Below are 13,863 nucleotides of genomic sequence, written 5' to 3'. Positions count from 1 at the left end.
ACATAACCAGCTACCTCTACCATGCTACCTCTACGGTATGTCGTGCACAAATATACATCCTTCATTCACATCTTTAGGTCTTCTCCTCTACTCTTCCCTACAGTCGACCTAAAGAACTCTATCAACAAATACCATGAACATCTAAAAGATGGTCATGGTATTTTTTCTTGTCCGGCTTACTTTTTTATCCCCCCTTCCCAGGACCTTTCTACCTCCCTATTTCCTTACACGTAACTATATAATCTACTATCACGATACGTCAAAAGGGTCTGTAACAAAATGTACATATTTATATTTGCTTATAAAATATAAAAAACAAAGGAAAGTTGATACTTTTTGATCAACTTTCCTCTGTTTTATTGGGAGCTATTTTGTTACAACCCCTTATATACTATTTCAATGCTATCAGCAAAACTCATTATGCGTGTTGTTCGCCAACGTGTTCAAAGCTTGCTTGTTCTAACGCTTCTACTTCTTCATCCGTCAATGGATTTTCGATTAACTCTGTTAATCGCTCTGCAGATACTTCGTTTTCCCAACGACCTACAATGGCTGCTGCTAAACAGTTACCAGATAGGTTACATACAGTACGAGCCATATCTAAGATACGATCTACACCAAGAATTAACGCTAAGCCTTCTACCGGCAAGCCAAAAGCCGCTGCCGTCCCGGCAATAACAATCAAGGATGCTCCTGGTACTGCGGCAATCCCTTTCGTGGACAACATCAATGTTAAGACCATCAATAATTGTTGTTCTAACGGGAATGGTACGCCATACACTTGAGAAATAAATACAACTGCCAAAGAGGAGTACAATGTGGATCCATCCAAGTTAAATGTATATCCCAAAGGCAACACAAAACTTACAACTTGGTTAGGAATACCTACCTTTTTCAATTTTTCCATCGCAATTGGTAATGCTGCTTCAGACGCTGCTGTAGAGAATGCTAACACAATTGGCTCTTTCAACACTTTACCTAATTTAAACAAGTTTACTTTTGTAAAGAAAGAACCGATAGCAATAATAAGGATTAAGAATAATGCCAAGCCACCGTATAACGTGAATACTAACTTCATCAACGGCACTAACATACCCAAGCCAAAATTTCCTACTGTGTATGCAATAGCACCAAAGATACCGATAGGAGACACATACATCACATAGTGTGTTACTTTGAACATGATATGTGCCAAGTCTTTGGAAAGTTCAACAATTTGTTTACCTTCTTTACCAATACTTGCTGCTGCAATAGCAAACATACAGCTAAAGAAGATAATTTGCAACATATCACCACGAGCCATAGCATCCACGATATTCGTTGGAATGATGTTTACCAACATTTGGATATGATCCATCTCGCCTTTCGCAGCCGCTTTATTAGCAATGTCTACGGCATTACCAGTAGCTGTTAGGTTCACTCCTACGCCCGGTTCAAATACGTTAACCACAAATAAACCTACAAATAATGCAATCGTAGTGGCAATTTCAAACCATAAAATGGCTTTGCCCCCTAAACGCCCTAATTTCTTAAAGTCACCTGTACCAGCGATACCCATTACAAGGGAACTAAAAATCAATGGTACTACGATCATTTTAATCATACGAATAAATACATCGCCTAATGGTTTTAATTGTTTTGCAAAATCTGGTGCTACCGAACCTACTAGTACGCCCGCTAATAGGCCAATGACAATCCAACCAGATAAGCCAAATTTTTTTAGTACTGCCATAAAATCTCCTTTTTCATAAATACTACCCGTTAAAAGCCATACAAAAAGAGGCACAGGGTACGTATACGATGTGTCTCTTTGTAGACCTTACTTATAAAATTCTATAGAATTATTATAACAGATTTTTTCTAATCCTACAAGATTAACACCCATAAAACAGGGTATTTATTCACATTTTTGTTTCTTTATTCCTTTTATCGAGTAAAAGGTAACACTTTCACTAATGTCCCTATCTCTAAGCGATCACTATTACCTGGGATTTTAATTAAACCATTAGCTACAGCTAAAGATTTTAAACCTCCCGATGTCATCCCTAAGTTAGGGTATGCCCAGCAGGACCCTGCTTCGTATCTAATATGCCCTTGATAATAACGGTCAAGAGGATATTTTCTATCTACAACTTCACCTAGGTGACATTCTATCCAGCTAGTCATAACTGCCCGTCCAGATAACCGCTCTAATACAGGCAACACCAGCAAATAGAACTGATTCATCGCTGCCGTAGGATTCCCAGATAAGCCCATGCACCATGTAATATGCCCCTCAGTAGCAATGATACCACCAAAAGATGCCGCACCTGGTCGCATATGCAATCGTCGATACAAGGTATTAGCTCCTAATCGTTCATATAATTCTGGCATGGTATCATAGTCTCCTACGGATACCCCTCCGGTGCTGATAATCATATCTACCGGTCCCAATGTATCTAGCATATGTTGTACAGTAACAATATTATCATCTACTGTACCCGGTGCATCCGATAGATGGGCTACTCCTACCACATCAACACCTAGAGTATGCAACGTTCCTTCTAATAAATATCGATTAGAGTTATAAATATGACCTTCTCGAAGTGGCTCTGTCGGATCTTGCACTTCACGACCTGTGGTTAACACAATCACTCTCGGTTTGCGATATACGGATACTTCACTATATCCTTGCCCAGCTAAGATTCCTACTTGTTCTGCTTCCAACACAGTACCGGCAGGTAATAATTCTTGACCAATTTGTATATCTTCCCCTTCGAGGATAATATGTTGACCCACTTCGATTCGACTAGGCACCGTTACTTCTGACTCTTGAATCCAAGTTAGCGCCTCTTTTACTACTACCGTATCTGCTGTGCTTGGTACCATGGCGCCTGTCATAATTTGAATCCCTTCACCAAGTGCCAATTGCCCCTGAAAGACCTCTCCTGCTCCAATGGTATCTACTATCCGATAGGTCCTTGTATCTGGCGTATATCGAATCGCAATGCCATCCATTGCAGATTTTCTAAAAGGAGGATAGTTCATCTGTGCTAAAGCCGTTGTACCCAGTACTCTGCCATAGGCCTGTCCAATTGGTACAGATTCTACCTCTACCCTATACTCACTATCTATAAAAGGAGATTCCACTAGTTGCAAGCCTTCTTCTACGCTTACTACTTGCATTATAACAACTCCTTTACAATCCAATCTGCTAAGCGTTCCATATCTTCTTCACTGAAACTGAATTGCTCGCAGATCGTATTTCCTTCTAATGTATCATCTATATCTGTAACTACGGCCACAATATCCTCTAATTGTGGTAACCGTGTATCATTATGGTTGGCACGGACTACCTCAATAATCGGTGCCACCCCATGACTTCTACTTTCTAAAAGCACCAAATCTACTGGCATCTCATTGGCCAAACGAATTAATTGTTGTTGACGTTGCATACTTTCACCATGTACCACCATCGCATATCCATTAGGTCCAGCTATCGCCACCGCCTTCGCTCCAGCTTGGCTAGCCTTCCATGTATCAGTATCTTCCTTATCCATGGAAAATCCATGACCATCGCTTTTCACCATGCCCACCACAATGCCTCGTTGTGAAAGCTGATGAATCAACGCCGCAGCCACCGTTGTTTTACCAGATTTAGATTGGCTCGCACTAATGGTCACAATCGGTACAGACCGATCCCGATTGACCGCCTTCGCTTTCGCCAATTTATAAGATAAGCGAGTATTCACATTGCTATATAGCTCTGCTTCCTCAATCATGTCCATTTCCATATAAGGAATCTTCTCTAAGATGCCATGCATAGATACATCTTCGCCCTCTAAAGCCTCTTGAATCGTATCTAGTACAGACCGTTTATAAATAGCTGCCAAAGGTTCGTACTCTTGCAGTCCTACATAAGGGACCATAGCTAATAATTCGCCTTGCAAAAATGAATCTATGTGTACTTCCCAAGATGGCAACCAGTGAAAGGAAAACCATGGCATGTCTGCAGATACTACGATATAGGCTTCTCGGGTACCTATTGAAAGGGCTGACTGCAATCCACTCAAAGGACCTTTCATAGCAATCGCATCTGGCACTAATTGAATATCTCGCCCAAAGGAACGAGCTTCTTCAATAATATGTGCCTCTGACTCTTCTAATTCTCGATTGATGGAAACTAAAATCTCTCCACATTCTGTAAGGACCGCCTTGCGGAGCATTTCCCCTAACAAAGTTGTGCTACCCCAAGGCAATCTCGTCTTATCTGTTCCCATACGAGTGCTAAGTCCACCCGCTAACACAATAATTCCTAATTCAGAAATCATATATATCTCCTGTCCTAGATGCTTTCTTATTTATGAGTCGGTGTCACACGACCTAATCCACGCATCACTGGCACATATAACAACGCTAATACCACTAAATTAATCACCATGTCTGGCAACATATATGTTGCATTATACGTTAAAGAGTAAATCCAAGGGCTTGTTCCCTCTGGTGCATAAGACCCAAATACGACCACACCGCTAATGGCAGACATAGCGAAGCGTGTTAAAATCGCATAGATAGCCCCGAAGAAAGCTTTCACTGTACCAGAACCGCCGAAGAAACCGGCAATACCAATGGCACCATAGGCTAAGATATAGTCCAATACGATGCTCATATAATGAATCGAAAATTTAAATCCCAATAGGAAGTGAATAATTCCATAGGCAATACCAGTTAAGATGCCTGCACGACCACCCCAACGATAGGCATAAATTAACAATGGCACCAAGTTAGCTGCTTTCACAGCGCCACCTTGTGGCATTTGATAGATGACATACATACTTAAAATTTGAGCCATAGCGATGACTAGACCGCCTTCTACTAACATTTTTGTTTTGCTTGAACTTGTATAACTCATATCTTATCTCCTTTTCACACTATGATACATTGAAATGCATTATCAAATTACTTTTATTTATTCCTTATATTGTATCACTTTTAATCTATTTTTATCTATATGTTTTTTCACAAAACACGGTATTGCCCTAGTACAAATTAGCATATCAAAGATGACTAAGTATATCCGTCTCCTTGTTGCCAAGATAAGAGGTCTTATGTATAATAGATAAGGATTATGTCGTAATCCTAATTCTGTCTATTTAGGGGGCAACAAATAATGATCAATACTACAAACATTTTCGATTATGAAGACGTGCAATTGATACCGAACAAGTGTATCGTATCTAGCCGTAGCGAATGTGACACAACTGTGAAACTGGGAAATCGTACGTTCCGTTTACCAATTGTGCCAGCTAATATGCAAACTATCATCGATGAAAAGTTAGCCAAAGAATTAGCTGCTAAAAACTACTTCTATATCATGCACCGCTTCCAACCTGAAAAACGTTTGGCTTTTGTAAAAGACATGCATGAGGCAGGTTTATTTGCATCTATTTCCATCGGTGTAAAACCAGAGGAATTTACATTCGTGAAGGAATTAAAAGAAGCAAATCTATGCCCAGAATATATTACCATCGATATCGCTCACGGTCATTCCAACAGCGTTATCAACATGATTCAACACATTAAACGTGAACTTCCTGAAAGCTTCGTTATCGCTGGTAACGTAGGTACACCAGAAGCAGTTCGTGAACTAGAAAATGCTGGTGCTGATGCTACCAAAGTAGGTATCGGACCTGGTAAAGTATGTATCACAAAACTAAAAACTGGTTTTGGTACTGGTGGTTGGCAATTGTCCGCTGTTCGTTGGTGTGCCAAAGCGGCTACAAAACCTATCATCGCTGACGGCGGTATCCGTGACCACGGGGACATTGCAAAATCTATTCGCTTCGGCGCTTCCTTTGTCATGATTGGCTCTTTATTCGCTGGTCATATCGAATCCCCAGGTAAAGAAATAACTATCGATGGCGTTACATATAAAGAATACTTCGGCAGTGCTTCTGAACACCAAAAAGGGGAACGCAAAAATGTAGAAGGCAAAAAAATCACAATTCAGTCCAAAGGCAGTATCTTCGATACATTGACTGAAATGGAACAAGATTTACAATCTTCTATCTCCTACGCTGGTGGTACTACACTACAAGCGATCAAAAAAGTTGACTACGTAATCGTTAAAAACTCTATTTTTAACGGCGACCGTTAATCACATATATGCGAGGACTCTTCTCTAGGAGAGTCCTTTTTTTATTCCGCTACTTTTGAACTATGTCTTTCGTTTTGTATAGGAATACACTCTACTCAGATCATCTCCTACAAACATACATATCCCTCAATACTAAAAGAGCTATTATCGACTCTACTTTGTCGTAATAGCTCTTTTCACACTTACATCATCAGATGCACTATTTAAATTTTGGTCGTCTTCCTTCAGCAAAAGCCCGCACGCCTTCACGGAAGTCTTCTGTTTCTCCTAAGGAGTTTTGGATTTTCACTTCTAATTCCGCATATTCCTCAAAGTTTGTGAAGAAACTAGCCCACATCATTTGTTTCATAGCACGGAAAGAATTAACTGGTCCTTTTGCCAATCGCTGTACTAAGCGATTCGTGGTACGTTCCAAAATCTCTGGCTCGCACACTTTATAGACAAAGCCATATTCCTTACCTTTTTCTGCTGTTACCGCTTCCCCTGTCATAGCCAGTTGCATAGCCCGGTTGATGCCTACCGCACGACTTAGCAAGTACATACCACCTGCATCAGGTGCTAGGCCTACATTGACAAAAGCTTGAATAAAACGACTATTCGTAGATGCCACGCACATATCTGCTGCCAACACCATATTGAAAGCCGCCCCTGCCACAGCACCGTCGGTACACATCACAACAGGTTTTGGTAAATGCTTCATAGCTAAAGAAATTTCCATCACCAAGTGAGTAATCTCAAACAAGGACTCTGTATCATCTTCTTCTACAGCGCGTTTCATTTCTGTTAAGTCACCACCTACAGAAAAGACCTTACCTTCTGCTTTGAAGACTAATACACGGGCCTCATCAGTTTCCTTTACCACACGGATAGCATCCAGAATTTCTTGGCACATAGGCACATTAAAACCATTTTGTACTTCTGGACGATTAAATGTGATGGTAGCCACATTATTTTCGATAGTAAATAAAATATTATTATACGTCATACATCACCTATTACAGTGTTTTAGTAGGATCTGCCTCAGTATCTTCTGGTTCTTGTTGCAATGTAAACGGTTTACCTACCCCATCATTGCGCAAACGATCTGCTTTAATTTTAGCCCAGTCAATAGGCGCCCCTTTTTCAAGCGCTTTCCCTGTGACAGCATCTACTTTTACACTATATTCTTTTTCATCTGTATCTTGGGTACGAACAATATATACCACTTCATTGTTTTCCGCCTTGATTTCCCAACCTCTAGTGAAAGAGCCTTCTCCCACTAAGCCACGAGCTGCTACTTCTGCTTCTTTTGGAGAAATCACTTTCAATGGATTGAACACTTTGGAAGCTACATCTTTTGCTTTGCTAGAACGGAATTCACGTACTACTTTACCAGTAATCACATCCACGTCGATAGTAATTTTTTGCTTTGGCGTGTAACCTACTACCACATATTGGTAATTGCCTTTGGATGGATCTAATGTAATCGAGCTAACAGCTGCTTTTACATAACGACCCACAAAGATACCTGCTACTTCACGCATAGACAATACCATAGATTGACCAGGTTGGCGCACCACTACTGTTTTATCATTTAGATTAGAATATTCATTGATTTCAGCATGTGCTTGCGGTGCCACTGCAAAGGTTGTAGCAAATGCCATAGCACCTACTAAAGCTAATGTACTTTTTTTCATTGGACTCTCCTATATATACAATTCTATGAACAAAACTTACATGACTATACTCCATGAAGCTTGCATTCTCAATCTTGAGATATCTCTTTCATTATACCGTATCTATCGTAATTCTTCAATACAATCCAGATCCTATATCAGCCAACACTCACGAGGCGGAAACGAAAAAACGTCCTTACCTAAGTAAGAACGTTTTTATATACATTATAGATATTTTGCCAATACAGATTGTAATCCTTCTGGATGCACCGCATTCCAAGCATCATAATCTTGACCAGCCGCTTCAAGGGTATTCACAAGGTCAACGAAGAATTTAGGAATATCCTCTACAGTGATAACGCCTAACTCATCAGACATCCGTTGTCCTTCTACTTCGCCATTACCGTTCACGAACACTTTGAAAGCCGGTTGAGGTTGTTTATCCACCACTTTTGTAAATCCATGGAAACCTAGTTTACCTACTTGGTGAGTACCACAGGAAGACGGGCAACCAGATACATGTAATTGTGGTAACTTATCTGTTGATAATCCTTCTGCTTCTAAGGTATCTTTAATGACTTTCACAAGTCCAGAAGAATCTTGGAAACCGATTTGACAAATCGTAGCCCCTACACAAGATACCGTATGCTCGAATTGATTTTTCGCATGAGTATCGCCGATAATAGCTGCCACTGCATCTGCTTCTTCGCCAGTTAAGTTCACAATATATACAGATTCATCACCGCAGATACGGATTTCAGTTTCTTCTAATCCACCTACATAATCAAATAATTTTACAAATACATCCATAGGTGGTGTACCTACCAATGGTTTGTATTGAATATAATACAATCCCTCCTGTTTTTGAGGTTCTGCTAACACTGTTGTCGGTGTAGTAGTACCTACTTTATTCACCGTATATGGCTCAACAGACAATGTTAAATCATGCGCTGCTTTAGATTTTGCCAAATATTCATGATACGCTTTACGGAACTCTTCTTCTCCTAAACGTTGTGCAATAAAACGTGAGCGTGCTTTACCACGATTCTTAAAGTCACCTAGCTCATGATACAAATGTAACATACCTTCCACGTGGTGTAATACTTCGTTAGGGTTAATATCTTCATCCACTAAGAATCCGAATGCAGATCCGCCACCGATACCGCCACCAGCGTAGACATCAAACTTGCCATTTTCTTTTGCCAAAAATCCTAAGTCTTTATAGTTCGCATGACCTTCATTATCAACCACAGAAAAACCAATTTTATATTTACGTGGCAATGCTAATGTACCAATCAAAGATACAGCATATTCACTTACCGCTTGTAAATACGGAGTCACAGCAAATGGTTCAGCTGGATGTACCCCATGCAATGGGCTAGCTGTTACATTTCGTAAATTATCTCCTCCAGTACCACGGTTATAAATATCATGTTCAAAACATTCTTTGTACAATTCTAAAATTTGCTCACCTTGCAATTTATGGAATTGAATACATTGACCGGTTGTGAAATGCACCTGTTTTAAATCATATTTTTTAACTGCATTCACTAAAAATTTCATTTGGTATGGAAGAATACGAGATCCAAAAAAACGTAACCGCAACATCGCACTTTCAAAGCCTCGTTCTGCATAACTGCCGAACCCTCCACCAATGCCTTTGAAATCTTTAGGCGCAATTTCTTTGGAAAAGAAACCTTCAATTCCCTTTTGAAACTTTTCAAACTCCCCTGCAAATCGTTGTCGTACTTCTTCTGAAATAGCCATTATACTTTCTCCTCTCCTGAGCACTCGCTCAATAGAAAACTCTTCTTCCCAAGTATAACAGATATTAAGGCGGATTTCTATAGATTGAAATCCGCCTCTTTTCATAGGTTATATCACTTAGTTATACAGTGTAATAACCGCTTTCTATTCATTTTTTATTCGATGAAAGCTACAACTCCATCGGTCAATTCATTCTGCAATTCATTAGAACGATCTTCAGAGTCAAAAGTATCATCAAACGTTACCGCCATGCGACGTGCTTTCGCTTTCATTCCTGTCACAAGGCGCATAAACATCTTCTTCGCCCCTTCGTCATCGCTATATACAATGTCCTGCACATCATCCACTAGTAACAAGTGTAATTTACAGTACTCTTCCATATAATCTGCCACTTCGCCATAGGTCACGCTATCGTTATATTCTTTTATAAACTGCGCCCCTGTCACATAACGTACACGGATGTTAGGGTTTCCCTTTACCGCCTCTTGTTCCATAGCTTTCAATAGATGCGTCTTACCCACACCAGGTTGTCCAAATATAAGTAGCACTGGCTCAAAGCACTTTGTAAAATCAGTCATCGCTAGCGCAGACGCCATACCGAATTTATTTTTTTCTGTTACGTTGAAAGTTTCAAATGTTTGCATAATTACTCCTCATTTCCTTGCCACAATGGAAAAGAGTGGCACTGGATTATATAATTCATCTTCTTCATTATAAATACGGCTACTCACCGCCATATCTAAATACACTCTGGAAAAGCCTGCTTTACGCATCATATGTGCATCCCAATGGGGACGATCCATGCGACTGATGGAAAGTTCCTCTGTTATGGCAATGCACTCCTCCATCGTTGTCTTGGAAACTCCTTCGTGAATGTGATGATTCGCCACTACAGGCACCTTAAGTTCTACTCCATAGTCGCCATCAATATTGATGAGCACCCCTTTCGGCGCAAGCACACGATACCATTCCTTATAGGCTGCTTCCACATCCGGCAAAGTCCACGTCAAATTCCGGGCCAGAATCACATCAAAGGATTGATCCGGAAAGTCCAGTTGCATCGCATCCATACAGTGAAAGTCCACCGTACCTGCTAACGAACCCGCTAGTTCTGTCGCCTGTGCCTTTGCCACTGCAATCATATCTTCCGTTAGATCAATCCCTGTCACAGAGTATCCTTTTTGTGCTAACAAAAATGCAAAAAAACCTGTGCCTGTTCCCAAATCTAAAATTCGTTGGTGATGATCTTTAATATGCGGTGTAATCTCACGTAACCAACGTGGTGCCAAATCAGAAGTCAATTCTTTCTTGCGAAGCACTCCAAACTCAGCACTGCGCCCTTTCCAGTAGGCAATAATCCTATCTCGTATCGTCATAGGCCCTCCTTGTATCGTATGTATTATACCATGAGGATCGGTGGTTTGTATGTAGCTAGAGTCACTACTCCGCTTTCAGAAGGAAGGCAGTGATGCGTAGAAAGAAATAGTATTTTTAATTAACATATGCTATAATACAGATGTAAATAAGAAGAGCCATCAACGTGTCTGTGGCGTTAGGCTCATCTCAAAGATTCGAATTATGATGATGCCTAACGTGTTGAGGTGGTCTAGACCTCTGTTACGTTAGGCGTTTTCATTGCTTACTTATATAGGGCAATGATGTTAACTACCAATGTCAAAATAGAAATGATTAAACTAATCTTTTCATACTTCGTCATAGTATCACCTCCTCCCCTAACAGGGAGAGATGAACCCAACAACACGTTAATGACTCTTTAATTTTATTATAATATAAATCACACGAAACGTTGATAATAATTGGCAAAAACTTGAGGAACGCAGTTATGCGTAGAGACCTTGTGCCCCTCTTACTAACTAAATGACACAAACACAAGAAGCCCATGGTGTACTCCTGAACAAACATTATGCAATACCGTTTGAGAAGGAGTATGCCATGGGATTCCCTTTATCATATTCAGTTAAACCCTTCACAAGGCTCATCGCGAAATAAGAGACAATTCTTTTTGTGACCGATTTCGCGAGACTTTCACTAGCATCACTAGCTTACAAGCAGTCCCCACCATTATTTGATATATTCCTACTAACTATGTTATGATTAAACATATGGTAGAAATCATATTTATCATATAAGTAAATAATCTTTTTTTACTAAAACAATTTAATTTACTACTGATACCTAATCTATCTAGGCAGAACGTATTTGTAAAAGATTATATTCTCATAGAAAGGATATCTCTATGAAACAGTATTTAAAACAATTTGCTACTTCCAAATGGTTTGATGTACTCGGTGTCGCACTTGTTGTGGGGATTGCTATTTCCGCTGGTTACCTTAACTCACGTCTCGAAAAATTTGTAGATTGGGGGCCTTGGACGGCTCTCGTTCCCTTTGGACTTATTTCTGTCATCAACGTTGGCATTTCTATGTTGTCTACACGATTTACAGGACAGCTCAAGAAATGGGGAAATTATCTCGGCATTGTGAATACTATTCTATCCGGTGCCATCGATTTTATTTTAGGAAATAAAGCAGCTATCATTACCTATCCTGTTACTTTCATTATCTATACCTTTGCTATCAAAAAATGGGAAGCATCTCACGAAGGTATTCCTAATACAATGAATCCTTCGCAAAAACGATTAGTTGCCGGTATCATCACCATTATTGCTTTCACAATTTCAGGCGTTGCCAATTATATAGGCTTTAGCGGTCCTATGAACTTTTTATCTATCCTAACCACCATCGTATTTGCTTTCTCACTCATTGCGAACCTGTTTAATGCTCTAAAATTAGACACACAATGGCCATTCTGGATGATCTATAATATCGTACAGTTATTGAAAGCTTTCACCCAAGGCAATTTTGCCAACGTTGGAAAATACATATTCTACATAGTCAATGCCATGGGAGCTTTACTATTTTGGAAGGATAAAGAGACCTCTTAATCTTTTCTATATATCGCATACATCGCCAAAAAAGGACAACACAAAGTGTTGTCCTTTTCCAGTAGGTGATGCCTCCATCACCAAGAGCTCTTAAGAGCCAAATCGTAGTATTTATTATACTATCAGGGTCACTACATCCTATCAACTCAATTTTCCCTGCATCCATAAAACTACATTTTATATTTTTTAAACAAAAAGAGCCCTTAAGGGCTCTTTTGCCAACTAGGCAGGCGTACACACAGCACGCTTAATATATTACATATCACATCCTAGATGTAAACAGTACAAGTTGTCTGTAATGAGAGTGTACCATATTCCTATGGGAAAATCAATCTTTTATGATTATCAAGATTTCTCAGTTCTACTTCTTCATCTCTATAAGAAGTAAAAATTCTATTCGCTAAAATATCTGATGCTTGTATTAAATAATCATGTTTTGATTCACAATATTTAACTTTAACCTCAACATCTCCATAAAAAATAGGCTCATGAACCTTTCCATAGTTGTAATTAACAATGCCATGTTTTAACTCTTCATAAATAGTATCTTCTAAATTATATATTCCATTTGTAGATCTTAATTGTTCATCTATATTTATATATATACGAACCGATTCCATCGAACTTATTTTATCAGAGCGAATACATGCTTTTAGCACTTCCTTTATCAGCAACTTCAAAATATAGTCCTTATATCTACATATAGATTTAATATCACTCAGAATACTTTCATATACATGTTCAATTCTAACAATTAACGACATAGATTCGTAGGCTTTCAACACATTAAATAATGCTCTTTTATGACTGTTTTTAAGTTTACAAGCTTTTAGCTCATCCATTGTATTTAAACTCATTTGAATTTTTTTGACTAAACTCCTATACTTACGTTTAGCAGATTCTTTGTCAGATTTACTCAAAAATACATACCCTGCATACACAAAAATTCCCGTATCGTTGGAGGGATGTAACACTCCAGAGTCATCAAAATAGAAATATATTTCTTGCACCACCTCACATCCTTTCAAGAATATTTTTTAGTGAAATAAGATGTAATATCACTATTTTAAGCACTTTTTTCTTTATTGTACTACCATGCATTTACATAGTAAATCTATTTTTAATACTTTCAACATAAAAAGGATTCTAGAAAACATAGAATCCTTTGTTAGTGGTGATCCAGGAGGGATTCAAACCCCCGACCCACGGCTTAGAAGTATTAAATAGTTATTTATATACACTCTATATGTTTTTTCCGTATATAGAATATATGAATATAGTATATAAATAATATAAATCTTCTGTTTTCTAAATATCTATATTTTATTGCAACACAAACT

At 39.0% G+C, this 13,863-nt stretch carries 12 protein-coding genes; 2 read left to right on the top strand and 10 right to left on the bottom strand.

Features of this window, described 5'->3' with window-relative positions:
• Nucleotides 1-418: 418 nt before the first annotated feature.
• From EO116_RS06745 to thiT, 4 genes are all read right to left on the bottom strand, one after another.
• Nucleotides 419-1,732, bottom strand: coding sequence for a dicarboxylate/amino acid:cation symporter (locus EO116_RS06745; RefSeq protein WP_127161181.1), 1,314 nt, complete (start codon nt 1,730-1,732; stop codon nt 419-421).
• Between the two features lie 194 nt (nt 1,733-1,926).
• The gene (locus EO116_RS06740) at nt 1,927-3,165 is read right to left on the bottom strand and encodes a molybdopterin molybdotransferase MoeA (protein WP_127161180.1); all 1,239 of its coding nucleotides are present in this window, start codon (nt 3,163-3,165) and stop codon (nt 1,927-1,929) included.
• Complete coding sequence (locus tag EO116_RS06735) at nt 3,165-4,310, bottom strand: molybdopterin-guanine dinucleotide biosynthesis protein MobB (protein WP_127161179.1); 1,146 nt, start codon at nt 4,308-4,310, stop codon at nt 3,165-3,167. Before EO116_RS06735 ends, EO116_RS06740 begins: the two co-directional genes overlap by 1 nt.
• A gap of 26 nt (nt 4,311-4,336) precedes the next feature.
• Nucleotides 4,337-4,891 carry an energy-coupled thiamine transporter ThiT gene (thiT, locus tag EO116_RS06730; RefSeq protein WP_127161178.1) on the bottom strand — a complete coding sequence of 185 codons (555 nt, stop codon included), beginning with the start codon at nt 4,889-4,891 and terminating at the stop codon, nt 4,337-4,339.
• Nucleotides 4,892-5,149: 258 nt separating this feature from the next.
• Here thiT and guaC point away from each other — a divergent pair, with 258 nt between their 5' ends.
• Nucleotides 5,150-6,136: a GMP reductase gene (gene guaC / locus EO116_RS06725; RefSeq protein WP_127161177.1), complete on the top strand. Its 987-nt coding sequence runs from the start codon at nt 5,150-5,152 to the stop codon at nt 6,134-6,136.
• Nucleotides 6,137-6,335: 199 nt separating this feature from the next.
• Here the strand turns inward: guaC and EO116_RS06720 are convergent, their stop codons facing one another.
• The 5 genes from EO116_RS06720 to EO116_RS06700 form a co-directional block, all read right to left on the bottom strand.
• Nucleotides 6,336-7,121 (bottom strand): enoyl-CoA hydratase, encoded by a 786-nt coding sequence (locus EO116_RS06720; RefSeq protein WP_127161176.1) that lies wholly within the window; start codon nt 7,119-7,121, stop codon nt 6,336-6,338.
• Nucleotides 7,122-7,131: 10 nt separating this feature from the next.
• Nucleotides 7,132-7,812, bottom strand: coding sequence for a PepSY domain-containing protein (locus EO116_RS06715; protein ID WP_127161175.1), 681 nt, complete (start codon nt 7,810-7,812; stop codon nt 7,132-7,134).
• 204 nt (nt 7,813-8,016) lie between these two features.
• Entirely contained in the window at nt 8,017-9,558 is a 1,542-nt protein-coding gene (locus EO116_RS06710; protein WP_164726096.1) for a nitrite/sulfite reductase, read from the bottom strand.
• Nucleotides 9,559-9,713: 155 nt separating this feature from the next.
• Nucleotides 9,714-10,202 carry a DnaA ATPase domain-containing protein gene (locus tag EO116_RS06705; protein WP_127161173.1) on the bottom strand — a complete coding sequence of 163 codons (489 nt, stop codon included), beginning with the start codon at nt 10,200-10,202 and terminating at the stop codon, nt 9,714-9,716.
• Nucleotides 10,203-10,211: 9 nt separating this feature from the next.
• Entirely contained in the window at nt 10,212-10,934 is a 723-nt protein-coding gene (locus EO116_RS06700; RefSeq protein ID WP_127161172.1) for a class I SAM-dependent methyltransferase, read from the bottom strand.
• Nucleotides 10,935-11,815: 881 nt separating this feature from the next.
• On the opposite strand from EO116_RS06700, the gene EO116_RS06695 reads away from it, so the two are divergent.
• The gene (locus EO116_RS06695) at nt 11,816-12,523 is read left to right on the top strand and encodes a nicotinamide mononucleotide transporter (protein ID WP_127161171.1); all 708 of its coding nucleotides are present in this window, start codon (nt 11,816-11,818) and stop codon (nt 12,521-12,523) included.
• Nucleotides 12,524-12,840: 317 nt separating this feature from the next.
• Here EO116_RS06695 and EO116_RS06690 read toward each other — a convergent pair whose 3' ends face one another.
• The gene (locus EO116_RS06690) at nt 12,841-13,533 is read right to left on the bottom strand and encodes a DUF3800 domain-containing protein (protein ID WP_127161208.1); all 693 of its coding nucleotides are present in this window, start codon (nt 13,531-13,533) and stop codon (nt 12,841-12,843) included.
• Between the last annotated feature and the right edge of the window lie 330 nt (nt 13,534-13,863).

Origin of the sequence: Veillonella sp. VA137 (assembly GCF_003992015.1) — a bacterium.
Lineage (GTDB): Bacteria > Bacillota > Negativicutes > Veillonellales > Veillonellaceae > F0422.
Note: the sequence above shows the minus strand (reverse complement) of the source record. Positions and strands in the feature narration are given on the sequence as shown.

Coding starts and splice junctions, on each gene's coding strand:
- guaC (WP_127161177.1), top strand. CDS start 5,150: ATGATCAATACTACAAACATTTTCGATTATGAAGACGTGCAATTGATA.
- EO116_RS06695 (WP_127161171.1), top strand. CDS start 11,816: ATGAAACAGTATTTAAAACAATTTGCTACTTCCAAATGGTTTGATGTA.
- EO116_RS06720 (WP_127161176.1), bottom strand. CDS start 7,121: ATGACGTATAATAATATTTTATTTACTATCGAAAATAATGTGGCTACC.
- EO116_RS06710 (WP_164726096.1), bottom strand. CDS start 9,558: ATGGCTATTTCAGAAGAAGTACGACAACGATTTGCAGGGGAGTTTGAA.
- EO116_RS06705 (WP_127161173.1), bottom strand. CDS start 10,202: ATGCAAACATTTGAAACTTTCAACGTAACAGAAAAAAATAAATTCGGT.
- EO116_RS06735 (WP_127161179.1), bottom strand. CDS start 4,310: ATGATTTCTGAATTAGGAATTATTGTGTTAGCGGGTGGACTTAGCACT.
- EO116_RS06715 (WP_127161175.1), bottom strand. CDS start 7,812: ATGAAAAAAAGTACATTAGCTTTAGTAGGTGCTATGGCATTTGCTACA.
- EO116_RS06740 (WP_127161180.1), bottom strand. CDS start 3,165: ATGCAAGTAGTAAGCGTAGAAGAAGGCTTGCAACTAGTGGAATCTCCT.
- EO116_RS06700 (WP_127161172.1), bottom strand. CDS start 10,934: ATGACGATACGAGATAGGATTATTGCCTACTGGAAAGGGCGCAGTGCT.
- thiT (WP_127161178.1), bottom strand. CDS start 4,891: ATGAGTTATACAAGTTCAAGCAAAACAAAAATGTTAGTAGAAGGCGGT.
- EO116_RS06745 (WP_127161181.1), bottom strand. CDS start 1,732: ATGGCAGTACTAAAAAAATTTGGCTTATCTGGTTGGATTGTCATTGGC.